This window comes from Pseudomonas sp. B40(2017), from assembly GCF_002112855.1.
Classification (GTDB): domain Bacteria; phylum Pseudomonadota; class Gammaproteobacteria; order Pseudomonadales; family Pseudomonadaceae; genus Aquipseudomonas; species Aquipseudomonas pharyngis.
Map to the genome: position 1 here is coordinate 301,822 of NZ_NEIT01000003.1, position 22,006 is coordinate 323,827.

Below are 22,006 nucleotides of genomic sequence, written 5' to 3' on the forward strand. Positions count from 1 at the left end.
GAAAATCCTCTTGTTTTTGTCTTGCTCAAGCAAATAGGGGGTCAGATCGCGTTGTGGGTCTTCAGCCAGCCGAGGCCCGCTTCCGTGGTGGTCAGCGGTTTGTACTCGCAGCCGACCCAGCCCTGATAACCGATGCGATCGAGGTGTTCGAACAGGAAGCGGTAGTTGATCTCGCCGGTGCCCGGCTCGTTGCGGCCCGGGTTGTCGGCCAGCTGCACATGGTTGATCTCGGCCAGGTGCGATTGCAGGGTGCGGGCCAGATCGCCTTCCATGATTTGCATGTGATAGATGTCGTATTGCAGGAACAGGTTGGCGCTGCCGACCTGCTCGCGAATCGACAGGGCCTGCGCCGTATTGTTCAGGTAGAAGCCCGGGATGTCGCGGGTGTTGATCGCTTCCATCACCAGTTTGATGCCGACGGCTTGCAGCTTGTCGGCGGCGTACTTGAGGTTGGCGACGAAGGTCTTTTCAACGGTGGCATCGTCCACGCCCTGCGGACGGATACCGGCCAGGCAGTTGACCTGGGTGTTGCCCAGCACCTGGGCGTAAGCGATGGCCAGGTCGACCCCGGCGCGGAACTCTTCGACCCGGTCCGGCAGGCACGCGATACCGCGCTCGCCCTTGGCCCAGTCACCGGCCGGCAGGTTGAACAGCACTTGGGTCAGACCGTTGGCATCGAGCCTTGCCTTGATTTCGGCAGAGCTGAAATCGTACGGGAACAGGTATTCGACACCGCTGAAGCCAGCCTTGGCGGCGGCGTCGAAACGGGCAAGGAAATCCTGTTCGGTGAACAGCATGGACAGGTTGGCTGCGAAACGCGGCATGGTGGTCTCCCGTAAATTTGTGCAGGCCCTTGTGGGAGCTAGCCTGCTAGCGATGACGGTGTGTCAGGCAACATCAATGTTGAATGTACCGGCCTCATCGCGAGCAGGCTCGCTCCCACAGGGGTGACGGTCAGCAGTTAATCGAGCAACGAAATCGCCGTTGGCGCATCGTTGCCGACCAGCGCCAGGTCTTCGAATTCGTTGACGGCGTTGATCTCGGTCCCCATGGAGATGTTGGTCACACGCTCCAGAATGATCTCGACGATCACCGGCACCTTGAACTCTTCGATCAGCTCTTCGGCCTTGCGCAGGGCAGGGGCGATGTCAGCCGGTTCGAACACACGCAGTGCCTTGCAGCCCAGGCCCTCGGCGACTGCGACGTGGTCGACACCATAACCGTTGAGTTCCGGCGCGTTCAGGTTATCGAAGGACAGCTGCACGCAGTAGTCCATATCGAACCCGCGCTGGGCCTGACGGATCAGCCCCAGGTACGAGTTGTTCACCACGACGTGGATGTACGGCAGTTTGAACTGAGCGCCGACCGCCAGTTCTTCGATCATGAACTGGAAGTCATAGTCCCCCGACAGGGCCACGACTTTACGGTTCGGATCGGCCTTCACCACGCCCAGCGCTGCCGGAATGGTCCAGCCCAACGGGCCGGCCTGACCGCAGTTGATCCAGTGACGCGGCTTGTAGACGTGCAGGAACTGCGCGCCGGCAATCTGCGACAGACCAATGGTGCTGACGTAGCAGGTGTCCTTGCCGAACACCTGGTTCATTTCTTCGTAAACGCGCTGCGGCTTGACCGGCACGTTGTCGAAGTGGGTCTTGCGGTGCAGGCTGGCCTTGCGCTGCTGGCAATCCTGCAGCCAGGCAGAGCGGTTTTTCAGCTTGCCGGCGGCTTGCCATTCACGGGCGACTTCGATGAACACGGTCAGCGCGGCGGCAGCGTCGGAAACGATGCCCAGGTCCGGGGTGAACACGCGGCCGATCTGGGTCGGTTCGATGTCGACGTGAATGAACTTGCGGCCTTCGGTGTAAACGTCGACCGAACCGGTGTGACGGTTGGCCCAGCGGTTGCCGACACCCAGCACCACGTCGGACTTGAGCAGGGTGGCGTTGCCGTAACGGTGCGAAGTCTGCAGACCGACCATGCCCACCATCAGCGGGTGATCGTCCGGAATGGTGCCCCAGCCCATCAGGGTCGGGATCACTGGAATGCCGGTCAGCTCGGCGAACTCGACCAGCAACTCGCTGGCGTCGGCGTTGATGATGCCGCCGCCGGCCACCAGCAATGGACGCTCGGCCTGATCCAGCATCGCCAGGGCTTTTTCAACCTGCACGCGGGTGGCGCTTGGCTTGGCCAGCGGCAGTGGCTGGTAGGCGTCGATGTCGAATTCGATTTCAGCCATCTGCACGTCGAACGGCAGGTCGATCAGCACCGGGCCCGGACGGCCGGAGCGCATTTCGTAGAAGGCTTTCTGGAACGCATAAGGCACCTGGCCCGGCTCCAGAACGGTGGTCGCCCACTTGGTCACCGGCTTGACGATGCTGGTGATGTCGACGGCCTGGAAGTCTTCCTTGTGCATACGGGCGCGGGGTGCCTGCCCGGTGATGCAGAGGATCGGGATCGAGTCCGCGGAGGCGCTGTACAGACCGGTGACCATGTCGGTACCGGCCGGGCCGGAAGTACCGATGCACACGCCGATGTTGCCGGCCTTGGTGCGGGTGTAGCCCTCGGCCATGTGCGAGGCGCCTTCAACGTGGCGAGCGAGGACGTGATCGATGCCACCGACTTTCTGCAGGGCGGAGTACAGCGGGTTGATTGCAGCGCCCGGAATGCCAAAAGCGGTATCAACCCCTTCACGGCGCATCACCAGAACGGCGGCTTCGATTGCTCTCATTTTGCTCATGGTTTTGTGCCTCTTTACGTTTTGTAATTGTATACAAGTGGCTTTGCGCAGAGTGTATTCACGGCGGACGGCGCAGGTCAATCCATTTTCTCAAGCGCCTGTTTCATTCGTCGGAAGCCTGTTCTGCTGTGGCTTTTCGTCGCATGGAGCGCTTTTCGGGAATTATTGTATACAAAAAAATAATTCATTGTGTTCTATTTGTTGCATCGGGCTGCGGCACTTGCGCGCAGTCCAACGACTTTCCCAATAACAAAATGAGGACGGCACCATGAGCGCTTTAACCTTGAAAGTCGCAGTCAAGCTGGTCAACGAAGCCATCAATGCAGGGCGGGCCATTTCCGCCGCGCCGCTGACCATCGCGGTACTGGATACCGGCGGCCATCTGGTCACCTTGCAGCGCGAAGATGGCGCCAGCCTGCTGCGCCCGAACATCGCCATCGGCAAAGCCTGGGGCGCCATCGCCCTGGGCAAGGGCTCACGCCTGCTGGCGCTGGACGCGCAACAACGCCCGGCGTTCATCGCCGCGCTCAACAGCATGGGGCAGGGCAGCGTCGTGCCGGCACCGGGCGGTGTGTTGATTCGTGATCAGGCGGGGAACGTGCTGGGTGCGATCGGCATCAGCGGCGATCTGTCGGATATCGATGAGCAGGTGGCAATCAAGGCCGTAGAGGCCCTGGACCTGCGGGCGGATGCGGGGGTGGCAGCCTGAGTGGCTAAAACCGAATAGCCGCTGAAACGCACAAGCCCGCCCTCACAGGATCATGTGAGGGCGGGCTTGTTTGTGTCTGGAGGTGCGGACTTCAGTCCGGCTCGCAGCCCTTGAGCACCAACCGGATGATGGTTTGTGCTGCGGCTTCATAGTCGGCTTCGTCGAGCTTGTCCTTGCCGGTTACGGCGGAGATCTGCCAGTCGAAGTCGGCGTAGGTCTGGGTTGCGGCCCAGATGCTGAACATCAGGTGGTTGGGGTCGATCGGGGCGATCTGGCCGCGGTCGATCCAGGTCTGGATGCAGTCGATGTTGTGCTTGGCTTGGCCGTTGAGCTGCTCGACCAGGTCGGCGCTCAGGTGCGGGGCGCCGTGCATGATTTCGCTGGCGAACACCTTGGAGGCGAAGGGCAGGTCGCGGGAGATGCGGATCTTCGAGCGGATGTAGCCGCTCAGCACTTCGCTCGGTACGCCGTCCGGATTGAACGGGGTCGAGGCCTGCAGGATCGGCACGATGATACTTTCCAGCACCTCGCGGTAGAGGTTTTCCTTGGACTTGAAGTAGTAATAGACGTTGGGCTTGGGCAGTCCTGCCTTGGCGGCGATGTCGCTGGTTTTGGTCGCAGCGAAGCCCTTGTCGGCAAACTCTTCACTGGCTGCACGCAGGATCAGTTCTTTGTTGCGCTCGCGGATTGTGCTCATAAACCCGGTGGTTCCTTGCCTGTTCTGGCGGTTGCGCATGGTAGCACCGGCCTCGCGCGGCGCTCAACAATGCCCCGTGTGGCCCGCAGTCGCGGTATGCTGCGCGGCATTATTCACATAAGGAAACATGATTCATGGCAGGAAGCAGTTTGCTGGTGCTGATCGACGACATCGCTACCGTTCTGGACGACGTTGCGTTGATGACCAAAATGGCTGCCAAGAAGACCGCCGGCGTGCTCGGCGACGACTTGGCGCTCAACGCCCAGCAAGTCTCCGGCGTACGCGCGGAGCGGGAAATCCCGGTGGTCTGGGCGGTGGCCAAGGGCTCGTTCGTCAACAAACTGATCCTGGTGCCGTCGGCGCTGGCGATCAGTGCGTTCGTGCCGTGGCTGGTGACACCGCTGTTGATGGTCGGTGGCGCCTACCTGTGTTTCGAAGGTTTCGAAAAACTCGCGCACAAGTTCCTGCACAGCAAGGCCGAAGATGAAGCCGAGCACGCCCAGTTGGTTGAGGCCGTGGCTGATCCGGCAACCGATCTGGTGGCCTACGAGAAGGACAAGATCAAGGGCGCGATCCGCACCGACTTCATCCTCTCGGCGGAAATCATCGCCATCACCCTCGGCACCGTGGCCGATGCTTCGCTGACCCAGCAAGTGATCGTGATGTCGGGCATCGCCATTGTCATGACCGTGGGCGTTTACGGCCTGGTGGCCGGTATCGTCAAACTCGATGACCTCGGTCTGTGGCTGACTCAGAAACCCGGGCAGATGGCCAAAAGTATCGGCAACGGCATCCTGCGCGCTGCGCCGTACATGATGAAAAGCCTGTCTGTGATCGGCACGGCGGCGATGTTCCTGGTCGGTGGCGGCATCCTGACCCACGGTGTGCCGGTGGTGCATCACTGGATCGAAAGCGTCGGCGCAGCGGCCGGTGGCGCCGGGTTCGTGGTGCCGATGCTGTTGAACGGCGTGGCGGGGATCATCGCGGGTGCGGTGGTGCTGGCGGGCGTGTCCGTGATCGGCAAAGTCTGGAAAGCCCTGAAAGGCTAAATCCTGAGGCAAACAAAAAGGCCATTCGACTCGCATCGAATGGCCTTTTTTGTGGCTGGCGTTTTTACTCGGCGATCTGCAACTTGCGCGACTCGGTGTAGACGTAGCGCACCTTTTCGTACTCGAACGGCGAGTTCAGCTGACCGTAGCGGAAGCTGGTCTGGTAACGCTTGTCGATGCCACGCAGTACCCAGACTTCCGGGTGGTTGGAGCTGACTTCCGAGACATTGAGGAAGTTGATCGCGGACTCGGCGGTGTAGTCCACGGCCAGGCCTGCGGTGTCGCGCAGGTTCGACGGGCCGAGGATCGGCAGCACGAAGTAGGCGCCGCCCGGTACGCCGTAGAAGCCCAGGGTCTGGCCGAAGTCTTCGCTCTGGCGCGGCAGGCCCATGGCGGTAGCCGGGTCCCAGAGTCCGGCGATGCCGATGGTGGTGTTGAGCAGCAGGCGCGCGGTGGTTTCCATCGAGCGCTTGCCCTTGAACTGCAACAGGCTGTTGACCAGGTTCGGCACGTCGCCAATGTTGTTGAAGAAGTTGCTCACGCCGGTGCGCACGAAGCTCGGGGTGATGTAGCGATAGCCATCGACCACCGGCAGGAACACCCATTGGTCGAAGCGGTAGTTGAAGTGGTAGACGCGGCGGTTCCACTCTTCCAGCGGGTCATAGACGTTCAGCGCGCTGAGGGTCGAGCGCTCGAACTCGCGCTGATCCAGCCCCGGGTTGAACTTGAGTTTGGACAGCGGCTCCTTGAAACCGTCGCTGTCGATGACCACCGGTGCATTGGCTTTGCTGTTGTCGGCCTGGGCCATACCTGCACTGAGGAGCGCTGCAATCAGCAGGAGATATTTAGCCACGGAAGAACTCCAGCATGGCGTCGCTGTTGACGCGGTAGTTAAGGTTGCCGCAATGGCCGCCCAGCGGGTAAACGGTCAGGCGATCGCCGAAGGTCCGGCGCAGGAAGCCGAGGTCGCCCGGGCCGAGGATCACGTCGTCGGCGTTGTGCATGACGGCGATTTTCGGGCTGTCGTGCAGATAATCCTTCAATGCGTACAGGCTGACCTGATCGATCAGTTGCAGCAGGCTGCCGCCGTCGGTGCGGGCGCGCCACATCGGGATCACCTGTTCGGTGAGGTAGCAGTCGAAGTCGCATTGCAGCGCACGCTTGAGGAACGGCGTGAGGCTGGTGCCTTCGGTGATCGGGAATTTCGGCGGGGTGATCAGGCCGCGACGGTTGATCAGGTCCGAAGTGAACGCAATATCGGCTGCCGAGAAGCGGAACGAGGTGCCGATCAGCATCGCCATTTGCTCGTTGCTCAGGTGCTGCTTGGACTGCTGGAAGTCGTAGAGCAGCGCATCGTTGAGGTCGATGTAGCCCTTCTGCTGGAAGTAGCGGGTCAGTTTGTTCAGCACCAGTTCATAGAAAGTAGTGCTGTTGTTGATGCCCTTGACCTCGGTCTGCACCAGCTTGTCGAGGTTGGTGATCGAGGTGTAAAGGTTGACCGGCGGATTCAGCAGCAGGACTTTCTTGAAGTTGAAGCTGCGACGGGTTTCATCCAGATGCGCCACGAAGGCCGCGTCCAGCGCGCCGAGGCTGTAGCCGCTGAGGTAATAGTCGGTGACCGGTACTTTCGGGTTCTGCGCCCGCACGGCCTGCATCACCCGGTACATGTCTTCGGCGTCTTCCTTGGTCACGCCGGGGGTGGCGAAACGCGAGGCGGCGCTCATGAAGTCGAAGCTGGTCGGCGATGACAGCTGCACGACGTGGTAGCCGGCCTTGTAATAAAGCTTCTTCAGGTACTCGTTGAGCGTGCTGTCGTAGCGCGCGCCGGTGCCGGCGATCAGGAAGATCAGCGGCGCGGCCTTGTCCTGGGTGGCGATGCGGTAGGTGAGTTTTTTCACCGGCCAGAAATTGTCCGGCAGGATGAATTCCCGCTCGGGGCGCAGGGTGACGCTGCGATCGGCCTGATCGATGTCGTCGTCCAGTGGCAGTTCCGGGCGCAAGTCCGGCGGCGTGGTGGCGATGGTCGCCTCGAACGGGTTGGTCAGGGGATAGCCATAGCTGGCGGCGTCGATATCCACCGCCAGCGCGGACGCACTCAGAATAAGGCCGCCAAACAGGGCGGCGAAGCGCAAGGAACGGAGCATGACTGGATCCCTTAGAGGAAGGTGCCGAATGAAGTTCGCAGGCTATGACCACCGGGTTTGCGTCAAAGTGCCATGCCACGGCACCAAACTGACAGAATTCGGAGTAATAGTAGCCGGACGATACACTTTGCAAGGAAGGAATGACCAGTTAAGAGTTGTTAGTCCTTGCGTATGCGCGGCGGCAGATTAAGCTGGCCGCCGATTTCGTCGATTGGAGTGTTCCATGTCCCGCCGCTTGCCCGTGATTCTGCTGCTCGTTCTGTTGCCGTTGTGGCTGGCTGCCAGTTATGGCGCGCGTTATGGCTTCATGGAGGACGCGCAGTGGGTGGGCATCTGCGTGGATGAGGCGAGCCGCTGGGAATGCTCGGTGCGCTCGAACCTGGGCCTGATGATTCATTTCCAGCTGCTGGGCTGGGCGGCGGTTGCTGCAGCCGTGCTCGGTTTTGTCGTGCCGGGCCGGGCAGGGTGGTGGCTGGCGGTGCTGGCGCTGGTGTTCGGGTTGCCGGCGCTGGCGCTGTACAACACGACGCTGGCGGTATTTGCGGTGGTGATTGCCGGGTTGCGACTGGTTAGAGAGTCTCGCGGCGTCTGACAGTCAGCCATCGCTGGCAAGCCAGCTCCCACGCTTGATCCATGTAGATGCAGAACCTGTGGCAGCTGGCTTGCCAGCGAAGAGGCCGGTTCAGCCTTTGAAGATCAGCCCTTGCGAACCCGCAGGCAGCGCCACAACGCAGCCACCATCAACACGCTGACCAGCGCCCAGCCCCACGCCTGCTGATTCTGCAATCCTTCACGGAACAGCTGCGGCGCAATGCCCGCGCCGATGATGAAGGTCAGCAGGACGATCTCCCGACGGGCCACGCTGACCGGGCGGCACAGGTAGACCAGCGCCGGCAGAATGAAGGCCACGCTTGGAAAACTGCGATAGCGCGGATCGAACACCAGCTCGAGCATCATCACGGCAGCGGCGAAACCGGCCGCCGCCACCAGCCAGCCGGCCCGTCGCTCGAAAGCGTTGAACGCCTGTTCACGCCAGCCATTGCGGGCGCTCAAGGTCAGCGCGGCATGGGCCAGCACCAACAGATTCAGGATCGTCAGCAAGCCGACCCACAGCCATTCGCTGGCAAACCGCGTGGTCACCCGCGCCAGATCGCCCCAGGCGCCGATCGAGCAGGCGGCGAGGGCGCCGAGCAACGGCAGGATCAGCGCCGAGCGCGTCGTACGAACCCGACCGCCCAGCAGCAATGTGCCGAGGAAGATCACTCCGCCGACCGCCAGCCACTGCGACCAGTACGGCACATTCGATACCGGCCCGGCCAACACGCCCTTGTCCTGGCGGTCCGCATCGAACAGCCCCCAGTAACCGCCGACCGCGCCTTCGCTGCCGCGCTTCCACGGCTGGTCGAACGCTTCGATCAGGTTGTAGCGCCAGCCTTCCTGTTCGGCGAGGGTGACAAAACCACGAATGAACTTGGCTTCGTTGACCCGGCTCGGCAGGGCTGTCTCACGCTGGCGGCCTTCGCTCGGCCAGCCGGTTTCGCCAATCATCACGTCTTTGGGTGCGAACTTGTTGCCGAACACCTGACGTACTTGCGCTACATGATGCAGTGCGGCGTCGATGTTCGACGGATCGTCTTCCCAGTACGGCAGCAAGTGAATGGTCAGGAAATCCACCGCCGGCGCGACTTCCGGGTGCTTGAGCCAGAACTCCCAGACATCCGCGTAGGTGACTGGTTGCTTGATATGGCTCTTGACCTTGTTGATCAGCTTCGCCAGTTGCGCACCGGTGACTTCCTTGCGCAGCAAGGCTTCGTTGCCGACGATCACCGCGCTGACCACGTCCGGGTTGGCATTGGCCGAGGCGATCAGCAAGTCGACTTCCTTCTCGGTGTCGACTGGATTGCTGTTGACCCACGCGCCGATCATCAACTTCAAACCGTGCTTGCGCGCCAGATCCGGCAGCGCTTCGAGGCCGGTCATGGAATAGGTGCGGATGCATTCGAAGCGGGTGGCGAGCAGGGCGAGGTCGGCGTCCATGCGCTCCGGGCGCAGTTTGAACGGCACGTCGAACGGCGACTGGTCTTTATCGAACGGGGTGTAGGAGGCGCATTGCAACTTGTGGGTCGGGGTGGCGACGTCCGGCAGGATCACCGGTTTGCCGAGGCCGTACCAGAAGCCGCACAGGGCAAACAGCCCGAGCAGGCAGGCGAACAGATAGGGAAGAAAGGGGAAACGGGAAGTCGCGGACATGGTCAGGCCGAGTGGCTGCAAAGCGACGCATGTTACCTGCATTTATAAGCAGGTTGGTGGCCCGCACGATTTTGACATGCAAAGTTCGGGCGGATTGTCTGGCGCCAAATATCCGGACGCAGTTAATGGCTATCTGATGTCGTTTCTCGTTGCTTCGAGGTCGCTGGCAGAGCAGGTCTTAACGGGCGTCAGGTTGATGATCGGACTCATCAGTACTCCGCTGATGTTCGAACGAGTTCGCGAACGGGCGTGATGGGGGCGCCGAGCACCATAACAACACGTTGACGATGCCCGGCATCCGTCGGGCGCAGCATTTCGGGGAAGTAACGATGAAGATGCGACGACTTTTAGGCGCAGGTGCCGCTCTGGTACTTGCGATGGGCTCCACTTTCGCCAGCGCTGAAAAACAGACCCTGAACATCGGTTACGTTGACGGCTGGTCCGACAGCGTCGCGACCACCCACGTGGCGGCCGAAGTGATCAAGCAGAAACTTGGCTACGACGTGAAACTGCAGGCCGTCGCCACCGGCATCATGTGGCAGGGCGTTGCCACCGGCAAACTCGACGCCATGCTCTCGGCCTGGCTGCCCGTGACCCACGGCGAATACTGGACCAAGAACAAGGATCAGGTCGTCGATTACGGCCCGAACTTCAAGGACGCGAAAATCGGTCTGATCGTGCCGGAGTACGTCAAGGCCAAGACCATCGAAGACCTGAAAACCGACGACTCCTTCAAGAAACGCATCGTTGGCATCGACGCCGGTTCAGGCGTGATGCTCAAGACTGATCAGGCGATCAAGGATTACGACCTGACCGGCTACCAACTCAAGGCCAGTTCCGGCGCCGGCATGATTGCCGAGCTGACCCGCGCCGAGAAGAAAAACGAATCCATCGCCGTTACCGGCTGGGTGCCGCACTGGATGTTTGCCAAGTGGAAACTGCGCTTCCTCGACGACCCGAAAGGCGTGTACGGCGCGGCTGAAACCGTGAACAGCATCGGCAGCAAGGAACTGGCGACCAAGGCGCCGGAAGTGGCCAAGTTTCTGAAGAACTTCCAGTGGGCTTCGAAGGACGAAATCGGCGAAGTCATGCTGGCGATTCAGGACGGTGCAAAACCTGACGCAGCGGCCAAGGATTGGGTTGCCAAGCACCCTGAGCGTGTTGCCGACTGGACCAAGTGATTTAAGCCGAAGCGTCTAATCTGCGCTTCCCAAGGCCGCCCGACATGACAGTCGGGCGGCCTTTTTTGTTTGTCCTCTATTAATAGGCAGGGGTGGCGGTTTTCGGCTCGTCTGGAAATTGGCAAAAACGTCATGGCGTTCTACTACTAAGGTCGTCTGGAACCCGGCTCGCAGCCGCATACAGTGGATACGTTCCAAAAATAAAAATCTGTGCTGCGAGGATAAAAACAATGAACGACAGCATTTACCTCTCGATTCAGAACAGCCCGCGCTTCAAGGAGCTGGTCAAGAAAAGAGAAAGGTTCGCCTGGATACTCTCGGCGATCATGCTCGGGCTCTACTCCGGCTTCATCCTTCTGATCGCGTACGGGCCGCAAGTGCTCGGGACGAAAATCAGCCCCGAATCATCCATCACCTGGGGCATCCCGATCGGTGTCGGACTGATTGTCTCGGCCTTCATCCTGACCGGCATCTATGTGCGCCGCGCCAATGGCGAGTTCGACGACCTGAACAACGCGATTCTCAAGGAGGCTCAGCAATGATCCGGCGTCTACTGGCTCTTTTGAGCATCGCAGCGTTTGCTCCAGCCGTCTGGGCCGCTGACGCCCTGACCGGCGAAGTCCACAAACAACCGCTCAACGTTTCCGCGATCGTCATGTTCGTGGCGTTCGTTGGCGCGACCCTGTGCATCACTTACTGGGCGTCCAAGCGCAACAACTCGGCGGCCGACTACTATGCGGCGGGCGGCAAGATCACCGGGTTCCAGAACGGTCTGGCGATTGCCGGTGACTACATGTCGGCGGCGTCCTTCCTGGGGATTTCCGCGCTGGTGTTCACCTCCGGCTACGACGGCCTGATCTACTCGATCGGCTTCCTGGTGGGCTGGCCGATCATTCTGTTCCTGATCGCCGAGCGCCTGCGTAACCTGGGCAAATACACCTTTGCCGACGTGGCGTCCTACCGCCTCGGGCAAACCCAGATCCGCACGCTGTCTGCCTGCGGTTCGCTGGTGGTGGTGGCGTTCTACCTGATCGCGCAAATGGTCGGTGCCGGCAAGCTGATCCAGCTGCTGTTCGGTCTCGACTACCACGTTGCGGTGATTCTGGTCGGTATCCTGATGTGCATGTACGTGCTGTTCGGCGGCATGCTGGCGACCACCTGGGTGCAGATCATCAAGGCGGTGCTGTTGCTGTCCGGTGCCTCGTTCATGGCGCTGATGGTGATGAAGCACGTCAACTTCGACTTCAACACCCTGTTCTCCGAAGCCATCAAGGTTCACGCCAAGGGCGAAGCGATCATGAGCCCGGGCGGCTTGGTAAAAGACCCGATCTCGGCGTTCTCCCTAGGTCTGGCGCTGATGTTCGGTACCGCCGGCCTGCCGCACATCCTGATGCGCTTCTTCACTGTCAGCGATGCGAAAGAAGCCCGCAAGAGCGTGCTGTACGCGACCGGTTTCATTGGCTACTTCTACATCCTGACCTTCATCATCGGTTTCGGCGCGATCCTGCTGGTCAGCACCAACCCGGCCTTTAAAGATGCAGCGGGCGCTCTGCTCGGCGGCAACAACATGGCGGCGGTGCACCTGGCCAACGCCGTGGGCGGCAGCGTGTTCCTCGGCTTTATCTCGGCGGTGGCGTTCGCGACCATTCTGGCAGTAGTGGCCGGCCTGACCCTGGCCGGTGCTTCGGCGGTGTCTCACGACCTGTATGCCAGTGTGATCAAGAAGGGCAAGGCCAACGAGAAGGATGAAATCCGCGTTTCGAAGATCACCACCATCGCACTGGGCGTTCTGGCCATCGGCCTGGGCATCCTGTTCGAAAGCCAGAACATCGCGTTCATGGTTGGCCTGGCGTTCTCCATCGCGGCGAGCTGCAACTTCCCGGTACTGCTGCTTTCGATGTACTGGAAGGAGCTGACCACCCGCGGCGCCATGATTGGCGGCTGGCTGGGTCTGGTGAGTGCGGTGGGTCTGATGATTCTTGGCCCGACCATCTGGGTGCAGATTCTGCATCACGAGAAGGCGATCTTCCCTTACGAGTATCCTGCGTTGTTCTCGATGATCATTGCGTTTATCGGGATCTGGTTCTTCTCGGTTACCGACAAGTCGGCGGCGGCTGAGAACGAGCGTGCGGCGTTCTTCCCGCAGTTTGTGCGTTCGCAGACTGGGTTGGGGGCTAGTGGGGCGGTTTCGCACTGAGGCTTTCAGGTTGAATATGTAGGTTGAGTTGGATGGAAATGCCCTGGTCGAGAGATTGGGGCATTTTTTTTTGTGGGCGGTTATCGGATGTTCTTGGGGATTGGGTGTATATCCGTTGCTGCGGTAACGGCTTCTTGGGGTTCCGCCCTTACGGCGGGTCACTTTTGGCAAGCGCCCCAAAAGTAACCAAAAGGTCTCTAACCCTGACGTACGGCCCCTCGCTGAGGCTCGGGGTTCCTTCGCTCCGGGATTGATCCGGGGGCATCGCCTACGGTTTGCTTCGCTGCACCTCCTCTCGATGCATGCGGCTGCGCCGCACGGTCGCTGCGCTCCCACCCCCGGATCAATCCCTCCACTCAGCCTGCCGACGGGCCCTGCGATCAAAAGCGGTACTCGAGCTAACGCTCATTGTGGTGAGTGGGGAGGAGCGGGGAGTGTTTGGCTTTGGTTTTGTGGTGGGGCTAGCCCTCACCCCAACCCTCTCCCAGAGGGAGAGGGGGCCGATTTTTGTGCTTTTCAAAACCTGAGTTCGACTCGGTATTGCACGTCGGCGTATCTCTTCCAAACACCCCGATCAGTTCCCTCTCCCTCCGGGAGAGGGCTAGGGTGAGGGGCTCTTGATCTGGCTCTTGATCTGCTTTTGATTTTTTGTCCCTTCGGCAGGCCGAGCGGAGGTGTCCATCAGGGGGTAGGCGCGCAGCGCCGTGCGGCGAAGCCGCATACATCGAGAGGAGGTGCAGCGAAGCAAACCGTAGGCGATGCCCCCTGATGGACACCGTAGCGAGGGAACACTGAGCCTAGGCGAAGTGCCGTACGCCGGGGCAAAAGCCTTTTGCTTACTTTTCGGCGTTTGGAAAAGTGAGTCGCTGTAAGAGCGAAACCGCCAGCGGCAGCACCCGAAGCAACGGATATGTACCCAATCAACAAAAAAACAGTCGGCCCAAAGGCCGCTGATATGCCAAAAACAAAAAACGGCCCCCATTCACATGGAGGCCGTTCCCGGTAAAACGCTAAGACGCTATCGCAAGACAGCTCTTATTTGCGGTCTTCCAGCTTGGTGATATCCCGCGACTCATAACCAGTGTAAAGCTGACGCGGACGGCCAATCTTGTACGGGCTGGAGAGCATTTCCTTCCAGTGCGAAATCCAGCCGACAGTACGTGCCAGGGCGAAAATCACAGTGAACATGCTGGTCGGAATGCCGATCGCCTTGAGGATGATCCCCGAGTAGAAGTCGACGTTCGGATACAGCGAGCGCTCGATGAAGTACGGGTCGGTCAGAGCGATCTCTTCCAGGCGCATGGCCAGTTCGAGTTGTGGATCGTTCTGGATGCCCAGTTCCTTCAACACTTCGTCGCAGGTCTGCTTCATGACAGTCGCGCGAGGGTCGCGGTTCTTGTAGACGCGGTGACCGAAGCCCATCAGCTTGAACGGATCGTTCTTGTCCTTGGCCTTGGCGATGAACTTGTCGATGTTCGAGACATCGCCGATTTCATCGAGCATGGTCAGCACGGCTTCGTTCGCACCGCCGTGGGCAGGGCCCCACAGGGCGGCGATGCCGGCGGCGATACAGGCGAACGGGTTGGCACCCGAAGAGCCCGCCAGACGCACGGTGGAGGTCGAAGCGTTCTGCTCGTGGTCGGCGTGGAGGATGAAGATCCGGTCCATGGCCTTGGCGAGTACCGGGCTGATCGGTTTGATCTCGCACGGGGTGTTGAACATCATGTGCAGGAAGTTTTCCGCGTACGACAGGTCGTTGCGCGGGTACATCATGGGTTGACCCATGGAGTACTTGTAAACCATCGCGGCCAGGGTCGGCATCTTGGCAACCAGGCGGATCGCGGAGATTTCGCGATGCTGCGGGTTATTGATGTCGAGGGAGTCGTGGTAGAAGGCCGAGAGGGCGCCGACTACACCGCACATGACGGCCATCGGGTGGGCGTCACGGCGGAAGCCGTTGAAGAAGGTTTTGAGCTGCTCGTGAACCATGGTGTGGTTCTTCACGGTGCCGACGAACTGGGCCTTCTGTTCTGCGGTCGGCAGTTCGCCGTTCAGCAGCAGGTAGCAGGTTTCCAGGTAGTCCGACTTTTCAGCCAGCTGTTCGATCGGGTAGCCGCGGTGCAGCAGGATGCCGTTGTCGCCGTCGATATAGGTGATCTTCGATTCGCAGGAAGCGGTCGACATGAAACCGGGGTCGAAAGTGAAGCGGCCCGTGGCCGTCAGGCCCCGAACATCGATAACATCGGGACCAACGGTGCCGGTTAAAATGGGCAGCTCGACGGGGGCTGCGCCCTCGATGATCAACTGCGCTTTTTTGTCAGCCATGTGGCCTCCTATTTATGCTTGAAATCATCAGACAGACCCCCCACGCAGGGCCCGCACCACTATAGTGAGATAAATTCGAATGTCAATTTGCCTAAAGTCTTGCTCCAGAAGGCTTTAACCGTACTTTTTCCTCGAAATTGTCTGCCATTTACGCCTTTTATACGACTTGTGCAATCCGCTATTGGGGGTAGGCGATTGCGTTGTCATTAGTAGCCTAACTGTCTATACTCGGCGACCGACCGCCAAGGGCTTTTGGGCTTGCTTTCATTGGGGGTCGCATCCCTGGGTGGTGGTTACCTGACCAGTGCACTCCCCAACAACTTTGCCCTGATTGTTAGGGGCTCTTCAGTGTGAAAAAAAAGCCGTGAAAAGCCAACGACCTGTAAACCTAGACCTAAGGACCATCAAACTCCCCATCACCGGCGTTACGTCGTTTCTTCACCGTGTTTCCGGCATCATCCTCTTCCTGGGCCTTGGCATCATGCTTTATGCATTGGGCAAATCCCTGGGTTCCGAGGAAGGTTATGTCGAGGTGAAGGCATGCTTGACCAGCCCGCTGGCCAAGTTCGTAGCATGGGGCCTCCTGTCCGCTCTTCTGTATCACCTGGTTGCCGGTGTGCGCCACTTGATCATGGACATGGGCATCGGTGAGACGCTGGAAGGCGGCCGCCTGGGCTCGAAACTGATCATCGCCGTTTCCGTGGTGCTGATCGTTCTGGCAGGAGTTTGGATATGGTAACCAGCGTTACAAACCTTTCGCGTTCGGGCCTCTATGACTGGATGGCGCAGCGTGTGTCTGCGGTCGTTCTCGCGGCTTATTTCATATTCCTGATCGGCTACCTCGCCGCGAACCCGGGCATTGGCTACGACCAATGGCACGGCCTGTTCGCCCACAACGGAATGCGTATCTTCAGTCTGCTGGCACTGGTTGCCCTGGGCGCTCACGCCTGGGTCGGCATGTGGACCATCGCGACCGACTACCTGACGCCAATGGCGCTGGGCAAGTCCGCGACTGCAGTACGTTTCCTTTTCCAGGCAGTATGCGGCGTCGCGATGTTCGCTTACTTCGTCTGGGGTGTGCAGATTCTCTGGGGTATCTGATTCATGGCTAACATTCCAACGATTTCTTTCGACGCCATCATTATTGGTGGCGGCGGTGCCGGCATGCGCGCAGCGCTGCAACTGGCACAGGGCGGTCACAAGACTGCCGTGATCACCAAGGTTTTCCCGACCCGTTCGCACACTGTGTCCGCACAGGGCGGGATCACCTGCGCCATCGCTTCGGCCGACCCGAACGATGACTGGCGCTGGCACATGTACGATACCGTCAAGGGTTCCGACTACATCGGTGACCAGGACGCTATCGAATACATGTGTCAGGAAGGCCCGGCTGCCGTTTTCGAGCTGGACCACATGGGTCTGCCGTTCTCGCGTACCGAGCAAGGCCGTATCTACCAGCGTCCGTTCGGCGGTCAGTCGAAGGATTACGGTAAAGGCGGGCAGGCTGCCCGTACGTGCGCCGCTTCCGACCGTACCGGTCACGCGCTGCTGCACACCCTTTATCAGGGCAACCTGAAAGCCGGTACCACGTTCCTGAACGAGTACTACGCTGTCGACCTGGTGAAAAACCAGGAAGGCGAATTCGTCGGTGTGATCGCGATCTGCATCGAAACCGGCGAAACCACCTATATCCGCGCGAAAGCCACCGTACTGGCTACCGGCGGTGCAGGTCGTATCTATGCATCCACCACCAACGCCCTGATCAACACCGGTGACGGCGTCGGCATGGCTCTGCGTGCTGGCGTGCCGGTACAAGACATCGAAATGTGGCAGTTCCACCCGACCGGCATCGCCGGCGCTGGTGTACTGGTTACCGAAGGTTGCCGTGGTGAAGGTGGTTACCTGATCAACAAGCACGGCGAGCGTTTCATGGAGCGTTATGCTCCGAACGCCAAAGACCTGGCCGGTCGTGACGTGGTTGCCCGTTCGATGGTTAAAGAGATCATCGCCGGTAACGGTTGCGGTCCGAATGGCGACCACGTGATGCTCAAACTCGACCACCTGGGCGAGGAAGTGCTGCACAGCCGTCTGCCAGGCATCTGCGAACTGTCGAAGACTTTCGCACACGTTGACCCGGTGGTTGCTCCGGTTCCGGTTGTTCCGACTTGCCACTACATGATGGGCGGCGTTGCCACCAACATTCATGGCCAGGCGATCACCCAGGACGCCGAAGGCGTGGATCAGATCATTCCTGGTCTGTTCGCGGTAGGTGAAGTGGCTTGCGTATCGGTTCACGGTGCCAACCGTCTGGGCGGCAACTCGCTGCTCGACCTGGTGGTATTCGGCCGCGCTGCCGGCCTGCACCTGGAGAAGGCGCTGACCGACGGCATCGAATACGACGATGCTACCGAAGCCGACATCGAAGCTGCCCTGGCGCGTCTGAACGCCCTGAACAACCGTACCGACGGCGAAGACGTCGCTACCCTGCGTCGCGAGCTGCAAAGCTGCATGCAGAACTACTTCGGTGTATTCCGTACCGGCGAATACATGCAGAAGGGTATTGCCCAGCTGGCTGATCTGCGCAAGCGCATCGCCAACGTGAAGATCAACGACAAGTCGCAGGCGTTCAACACTGCACGTATCGAAGCGCTGGAACTGCAAAACCTGCTGGAAGTGGCTGAAGCTACCGCCATCGCTGCCGAAGTACGTAAAGAGTCCCGCGGCGCTCACGCCCGTGAAGACTTCGAAGACCGTGACGACGAAAACTGGCTGTGCCACACCCTGTACTTCCCGGGTGAGAAACGCGTCGCCAAGCGTGCCGTGAACTTCTCGCCGAAGACTGTTCCGACTTTCGAACCTAAAGTCCGGACTTATTAAGGGTGACCGCCATGTTGCAAGTCAGTGTTTATCGTTACAACCCTGATCAGGACGCTGCGCCGTTCATGCAGGAATTCCAGGTCGATACCGGTGGTAAAGACCTGATGGTGCTGGACGTGCTGGCCCTGATCAAAGAGCAGGACGAAGGTTTCTCCTATCGTCGCTCCTGCCGTGAAGGCGTCTGTGGCTCCGACGGCATGAACATCAACGGCAAGAACGGCCTGGCGTGCATCACGCCGCTGTCCGCTGTCGTCAAAGGTAACAAGCTGATCGTTCGTCCGCTGCCAGGTTTGCCGGTTATCCGTGACCTGGTTGTCGATATGAGCATCTTCTACAAGCAATACGAGAAGGTTAAGCCATTCCTGCAGAACGACACGCCGGCTCCGGCCATCGAGCGTCTGCAGTCCCCTGAAGAGCGTGAAAAGCTCGACGGTCTGTACGAGTGCATCCTGTGCGCCTGCTGCTCGACCTCTTGCCCGTCCTTCTGGTGGAACCCGGACAAGTTCCTGGGTCCAGCTGCCCTGCTGCAAGCGTACCGCTTCCTGGCAGACAGCCGTGACACCAAGACGTCCGAGCGTCTGGCGTCCCTCGATGACCCGTTCAGCGTTTTCCGCTGCCGGGGCATCATGAACTGCGTCAACGTATGTCCGAAAGGCCTGAACCCGACTAAGGCCATCGGTCACATCCGTAACATGCTGCTTTCGAGCGGCGTGTGATTCAGCTGCTGTAACCGCTGTACCCGCAGAGGGCTTAGGCGCGGGCTTCAACCCGCGCCATGGCTATAACCAGAGCAGCAGCCATAAGCTGCGGCTCTTATTTTGAAGAAATGAGACAAGCAGGGGCATCCGGGCTGGTACCCGGACTATCAGTGTGATCCTAAGTGGCTTGTTTTGGTCGCTGCATTCGGACTTCTGCAAGCTTGCTCGGTGTCGGCACCGATGGTGTTCCCCTAACCGAGGGTGACCAAGCATGCAAGAAAGCGTGATGCAGCGCATGTGGAACAGCGCCTACCTTTCAGGTGGAAACGCTGCCTATGTGGAAGAGCTCTACGAGCTCTACCTGCACGACCCTAACGCTGTGCCAGAAGAGTGGCGCACCTACTTTCAGAAGCTGCCTGCCGACGGCAGCTCTGCCACCGATGTTTCGCACTCCACAATTCGCGATCATTTCGTGCTGCTGGCAAAGAACCAGCGCCGCGCCCAACCGGTTTCCGCCGGCAGCGTGAGCAGTGAGCACGAGAAGAAGCAGGTTGAAGTGCTGCGATTGATCCAGGCCTACCGTATGCGTGGCCACCAGGCAGCCCAGCTTGACCCGCTGGGGCTGTGGCAGCGTCCTGCACCTGCAGACCTGTCGATCAATCACTACGGCTTGACCAATGCCGATCTTGATACGACCTTCCGTGCCGGCGACCTGTTCATCGGCAAAGAGGAAGCGAGCCTACGCGAAATTCACGAAGCGTTGCAGCAGACATATTGCCGCACCATCGGCGCTGAATTTACGCACATCACCGATTCCGAGCAGCGCCAGTGGTTCCAGCAGCGTCTGGAAAGCGTGCGTGGCCGTCCGGAATATTCCGCGGACATCAAGAGCCACCTGCTCGAGCGCGTGACGGCCGGTGAAGGCCTGGAAAAATACCTGGGTACCAAATACCCGGGCACCAAGCGTTTCGGTCTGGAAGGTGGCGAAAGCCTGATTCCGATGCTCGACGAACTGATCCAGCGTTCCGGCTCGTACGGCACCAAGGAAGTCGTCATCGGCATGGCCCACCGTGGCCGTCTGAACGTACTGGTCAACACCTTCGGCAAGAACCCGCGCGAGCTGTTCGACGAGTTCGAAGGCAAGAAGAAGGTCGAGCTGGGTTCCGGTGACGTCAAATACCACCAGGGCTTCTCGTCCAACGTAATGACCACCGGCGGTGAAGTTCACCTGGCCATGGCGTTCAACCCGTCCCACCTGGAAATCGTTTCCCCGGTGGTCGAGGGTTCGGTTCGCGCCCGTCAGGACCGTCGCAACGATTCGACCGGTGAGAAGGTTCTGCCGATCTCCATCCACGGTGATGCTGCATTCGCCGGCCAAGGCGTGGTCATGGAAACCTTCCAGATGTCGCAGACCCGCGGTTTCAAGACCGGCGGTACCGTGCACATCGTGATCAACAACCAGGTCGGTTTCACCATCAGCAACCCGCTGGACTCGCGTTCCACCGAGTACGCCACCGACGTCGCGAAAATGATCCAGGCGCCGATCCTCCATGTGAATGGTGATGATCCGGAAGCCGTATTGTTCGTGACCCAGCTGGCCATCGACTACCGCATGCAGTTCAAGCGTGACGTGGTGATCGACCTGGTCTGCTACCGTCGTCGCGGCCACAACGAGGCCGACGAGCCAAGCGGCACCCAGCCTCTGATGTATCAGCAGATCACCAAGCAGCGCACCACCCGTGAGCTGTACGCTGATCGTCTGACCCAGGCCGGTGTGCTGGACGCAGAGCGTGTTCAGGCGAAAGTCGACGAATACCGCAACGCGCTGGACAACGGTCTGCACGTCGTGAAATCGCTGGTCAAAGAGCCGAACAAAGAGCTGTTCGTGGACTGGCGTCCGTATCTGGGCCACGCCTGGACTGCGCGTCACGACACTCGCTTCGACCTCAAGACCCTGCAGGAACTGTCCGCCAAGCTGCTGGAAATTCCGGAAGGCTTCGTGGTTCAGCGTCAGGTCGCGAAGATCTACGAAGACCGTCAGAAGATGCAAGCCGGCGGCCTGCCGATCAACTGGGGTTACGCCGAAACCATGGCGTACGCGACCCTGGCGTTCGAAGGTCACCCGATCCGCATGACTGGCCAGGACATCGGCCGCGGTACGTTCTCGCACCGTCACGCTGTGCTGCACAACCAGAAAGATGCCGGTACCTACATTCCGCTCAAGCATCTGTATGAAGGTCAGCCACGCTTCGACCTGTACGACTCGTTCCTGTCGGAAGAAGCCGTACTGGCGTTCGAATACGGCTACTCGACCACCACGCCAAACGCGCTGGTGATCTGGGAAGCCCAGTTCGGCGACTTCGCCAACGGTGCACAGGTTGTTATCGACCAGTTCATCACCAGCGGCGAGCACAAGTGGGGCCGTCTCTGCGGTCTGACCATGCTGCTGCCGCACGGCTACGAAGGTCAGGGCCCTGAGCACAGCTCGGCACGTCTTGAGCGTTACCTGCAGCTGTGCGCCGAGCACAACATTCAGGTGTGCATGCCGACCACCCCGGCCCAGATCTACCACTTGCTGCGCCGTCAGGTGATTCGCCCGCTGCGCAAGCCATTGGTCGTTCTGACTCCAAAGTCGCTGCTGCGCCACAAACTGGCCATCTCGACCCTGGAAGATCTGGCCGAAGGTTCGTTCCAGACCGTTATCCCGGAAATCGATGCCCTGGACCCGAAAAAGGTCGAGCGCGTTGTTCTGTGCAGCGGCAAGGTCTACTACGACCTGCTGGAAAAACGTCGTGCCGAAGGCCGCGAAGATATCGCCATCGTGCGTATCGAGCAGCTGTACCCATTCCCTGAGGACGACTTGAAAGAAGTCCTGGCTCCTTACACCAATGCCAAAGCGGCCGTGTGGTGTCAGGAAGAGCCGATGAACCAGGGCGCCTGGTACTGCAGCCAGCACCACCTGCGTCGCAGCATCAGCAACCTCAACAAATCTCTCGTACTCGAGTACGCGGGCCGTGAGGCTTCTGCTGCCCCAGCATGTGGTTACGCATCGATGCACGCCGAGCAGCAGGAACAACTGCTGCAAGACGCGTTTACCGTTTAACGCCTTCGCGCACCTGAAACCGAATTTAAGGAACCACAG

General features: G+C 59.9%; 18 protein-coding genes. 11 read left to right on the top strand and 7 right to left on the bottom strand.

Features of this window, described 5'->3' with window-relative positions; translation table 11 throughout:
* Positions 1-41 precede the first annotated feature (41 nt).
* Positions 42-824 carry a hydroxypyruvate isomerase gene (hyi, locus tag CAF76_RS08840; RefSeq protein ID WP_011333102.1) on the bottom strand — a complete coding sequence of 261 codons (783 nt, stop codon included), beginning with the start codon at positions 822-824 and terminating at the stop codon, positions 42-44.
* A gap of 137 nt (positions 825-961) precedes the next feature.
* The gene (gene gcl / locus CAF76_RS08845; protein WP_064594456.1) at positions 962-2,737 is read right to left on the bottom strand and encodes a glyoxylate carboligase; all 1,776 of its coding nucleotides are present in this window, start codon (positions 2,735-2,737) and stop codon (positions 962-964) included.
* A gap of 268 nt (positions 2,738-3,005) precedes the next feature.
* Between gcl and CAF76_RS08850 the strand changes: the two genes are divergently transcribed.
* Complete coding sequence (locus CAF76_RS08850) at positions 3,006-3,446, top strand: heme-binding protein (RefSeq protein WP_011333104.1); 441 nt, start codon at positions 3,006-3,008, stop codon at positions 3,444-3,446.
* Between the two features lie 91 nt (positions 3,447-3,537).
* On the opposite strand, the gene CAF76_RS08855 is transcribed toward CAF76_RS08850, so the two are convergent.
* A complete protein-coding gene (locus tag CAF76_RS08855) occupies positions 3,538-4,143 on the bottom strand; it encodes a TetR/AcrR family transcriptional regulator (protein ID WP_007959290.1) in 606 nt (201 codons plus the stop codon).
* Between the two features lie 134 nt (positions 4,144-4,277).
* On the opposite strand from CAF76_RS08855, the gene CAF76_RS08860 reads away from it, so the two are divergent.
* Positions 4,278-5,192, top strand: coding sequence for a DUF808 domain-containing protein (locus CAF76_RS08860; protein WP_007959291.1), 915 nt, complete (start codon positions 4,278-4,280; stop codon positions 5,190-5,192).
* A gap of 64 nt (positions 5,193-5,256) precedes the next feature.
* On the opposite strand, the gene CAF76_RS08865 is transcribed toward CAF76_RS08860, so the two are convergent.
* On the bottom strand, positions 5,257-6,045 hold the full coding sequence (locus CAF76_RS08865; protein ID WP_085648498.1) for a VacJ family lipoprotein: 789 nt from the start codon (positions 6,043-6,045) through the stop codon (positions 5,257-5,259).
* Positions 6,038-7,336: a serine/threonine protein kinase gene (locus CAF76_RS08870; protein ID WP_085648497.1), complete on the bottom strand. Its 1,299-nt coding sequence runs from the start codon at positions 7,334-7,336 to the stop codon at positions 6,038-6,040. The genes CAF76_RS08865 and CAF76_RS08870 overlap by 8 nt, the downstream gene beginning before the upstream one ends.
* A gap of 223 nt (positions 7,337-7,559) precedes the next feature.
* Between CAF76_RS08870 and CAF76_RS08875 the strand changes: the two genes are divergently transcribed.
* Positions 7,560-7,928 carry a hypothetical protein gene (locus tag CAF76_RS08875; RefSeq protein WP_064594465.1) on the top strand — a complete coding sequence of 123 codons (369 nt, stop codon included), beginning with the start codon at positions 7,560-7,562 and terminating at the stop codon, positions 7,926-7,928.
* A 104-nt stretch (positions 7,929-8,032) separates the two neighbouring features.
* Here the strand turns inward: CAF76_RS08875 and CAF76_RS08880 are convergent, their stop codons facing one another.
* Entirely contained in the window at positions 8,033-9,628 is a 1,596-nt protein-coding gene (locus CAF76_RS08880; RefSeq protein WP_085648496.1) for a beta (1-6) glucans synthase, read from the bottom strand.
* A gap of 287 nt (positions 9,629-9,915) precedes the next feature.
* Between CAF76_RS08880 and CAF76_RS08890 the strand changes: the two genes are divergently transcribed.
* From CAF76_RS08890 to CAF76_RS08900, 3 genes are all read left to right on the top strand, one after another.
* The gene (locus CAF76_RS08890) at positions 9,916-10,767 is read left to right on the top strand and encodes a glycine betaine ABC transporter substrate-binding protein (RefSeq protein ID WP_064594471.1); all 852 of its coding nucleotides are present in this window, start codon (positions 9,916-9,918) and stop codon (positions 10,765-10,767) included.
* Between the two features lie 230 nt (positions 10,768-10,997).
* Positions 10,998-11,309 carry a DUF485 domain-containing protein gene (locus CAF76_RS08895; RefSeq protein ID WP_011333111.1) on the top strand — a complete coding sequence of 104 codons (312 nt, stop codon included), beginning with the start codon at positions 10,998-11,000 and terminating at the stop codon, positions 11,307-11,309.
* The gene (locus CAF76_RS08900; RefSeq protein ID WP_085648495.1) at positions 11,306-12,964 is read left to right on the top strand and encodes a cation acetate symporter; all 1,659 of its coding nucleotides are present in this window, start codon (positions 11,306-11,308) and stop codon (positions 12,962-12,964) included. The genes CAF76_RS08895 and CAF76_RS08900 overlap by 4 nt, the downstream gene beginning before the upstream one ends.
* A gap of 1,035 nt (positions 12,965-13,999) precedes the next feature.
* Here the strand turns inward: CAF76_RS08900 and gltA are convergent.
* Positions 14,000-15,289: a citrate synthase gene (gene gltA / locus CAF76_RS08905; RefSeq protein WP_007959044.1), complete on the bottom strand. Its 1,290-nt coding sequence runs from the start codon at positions 15,287-15,289 to the stop codon at positions 14,000-14,002.
* 364 nt (positions 15,290-15,653) lie between these two features.
* On the opposite strand from gltA, the gene sdhC reads away from it, so the two are divergent.
* The 5 genes from sdhC to CAF76_RS08930 all read left to right on the top strand — a co-directional run bounded on the left by sdhC (position 15,654) and on the right by CAF76_RS08930 (position 21,967).
* Positions 15,654-16,028 (top strand): succinate dehydrogenase, cytochrome b556 subunit, encoded by a 375-nt coding sequence (gene sdhC / locus CAF76_RS08910; protein WP_011333113.1) that lies wholly within the window; start codon positions 15,654-15,656, stop codon positions 16,026-16,028.
* The gene (sdhD, locus tag CAF76_RS08915; RefSeq protein ID WP_007977503.1) at positions 16,022-16,390 is read left to right on the top strand and encodes a succinate dehydrogenase, hydrophobic membrane anchor protein; all 369 of its coding nucleotides are present in this window, start codon (positions 16,022-16,024) and stop codon (positions 16,388-16,390) included. The genes sdhC and sdhD overlap by 7 nt, the downstream gene beginning before the upstream one ends.
* Positions 16,391-16,393: 3 nt before the next feature.
* Positions 16,394-18,166 carry a succinate dehydrogenase flavoprotein subunit gene (gene sdhA / locus CAF76_RS08920; protein WP_011333114.1) on the top strand — a complete coding sequence of 591 codons (1,773 nt, stop codon included), beginning with the start codon at positions 16,394-16,396 and terminating at the stop codon, positions 18,164-18,166.
* 11 nt (positions 18,167-18,177) lie between these two features.
* On the top strand, positions 18,178-18,882 hold the full coding sequence (locus CAF76_RS08925; protein ID WP_007959035.1) for a succinate dehydrogenase iron-sulfur subunit: 705 nt from the start codon (positions 18,178-18,180) through the stop codon (positions 18,880-18,882).
* Between the two features lie 253 nt (positions 18,883-19,135).
* Positions 19,136-21,967, top strand: a complete 2,832-nt coding sequence (locus tag CAF76_RS08930; protein ID WP_039769786.1) for a 2-oxoglutarate dehydrogenase E1 component — start codon at positions 19,136-19,138, stop codon at positions 21,965-21,967.
* Positions 21,968-22,006: the final 39 nt, after the last annotated feature.

Excerpts from the sequence above, each read along its gene's own strand:
- CAF76_RS08850 (WP_011333104.1), top strand. The coding sequence starts at position 3,006 with ATGAGCGCTTTAACCTTGAAAGTCGCAGTCAAGCTGGTCAACGAAGCC.
- CAF76_RS08855 (WP_007959290.1), bottom strand. The coding sequence starts at position 4,143 with ATGAGCACAATCCGCGAGCGCAACAAAGAACTGATCCTGCGTGCAGCC.
- hyi (WP_011333102.1), bottom strand. The coding sequence starts at position 824 with ATGCCGCGTTTCGCAGCCAACCTGTCCATGCTGTTCACCGAACAGGAT.
- CAF76_RS08875 (WP_064594465.1), top strand. The coding sequence starts at position 7,560 with ATGTCCCGCCGCTTGCCCGTGATTCTGCTGCTCGTTCTGTTGCCGTTG.
- gcl (WP_064594456.1), bottom strand. The coding sequence starts at position 2,737 with ATGAGCAAAATGAGAGCAATCGAAGCCGCCGTTCTGGTGATGCGCCGT.
- gltA (WP_007959044.1), bottom strand. The coding sequence starts at position 15,289 with ATGGCTGACAAAAAAGCGCAGTTGATCATCGAGGGCGCAGCCCCCGTC.
- CAF76_RS08930 (WP_039769786.1), top strand. The coding sequence starts at position 19,136 with ATGCAAGAAAGCGTGATGCAGCGCATGTGGAACAGCGCCTACCTTTCA.
- CAF76_RS08900 (WP_085648495.1), top strand. The coding sequence starts at position 11,306 with ATGATCCGGCGTCTACTGGCTCTTTTGAGCATCGCAGCGTTTGCTCCA.
- CAF76_RS08880 (WP_085648496.1), bottom strand. The coding sequence starts at position 9,628 with ATGCAGGTAACATGCGTCGCTTTGCAGCCACTCGGCCTGACCATGTCC.
- CAF76_RS08860 (WP_007959291.1), top strand. The coding sequence starts at position 4,278 with ATGGCAGGAAGCAGTTTGCTGGTGCTGATCGACGACATCGCTACCGTT.
- CAF76_RS08890 (WP_064594471.1), top strand. The coding sequence starts at position 9,916 with ATGAAGATGCGACGACTTTTAGGCGCAGGTGCCGCTCTGGTACTTGCG.
- sdhD (WP_007977503.1), top strand. The coding sequence starts at position 16,022 with ATGGTAACCAGCGTTACAAACCTTTCGCGTTCGGGCCTCTATGACTGG.
- CAF76_RS08895 (WP_011333111.1), top strand. The coding sequence starts at position 10,998 with ATGAACGACAGCATTTACCTCTCGATTCAGAACAGCCCGCGCTTCAAG.
- CAF76_RS08870 (WP_085648497.1), bottom strand. The coding sequence starts at position 7,336 with ATGCTCCGTTCCTTGCGCTTCGCCGCCCTGTTTGGCGGCCTTATTCTG.
- sdhA (WP_011333114.1), top strand. The coding sequence starts at position 16,394 with ATGGCTAACATTCCAACGATTTCTTTCGACGCCATCATTATTGGTGGC.
- CAF76_RS08925 (WP_007959035.1), top strand. The coding sequence starts at position 18,178 with ATGTTGCAAGTCAGTGTTTATCGTTACAACCCTGATCAGGACGCTGCG.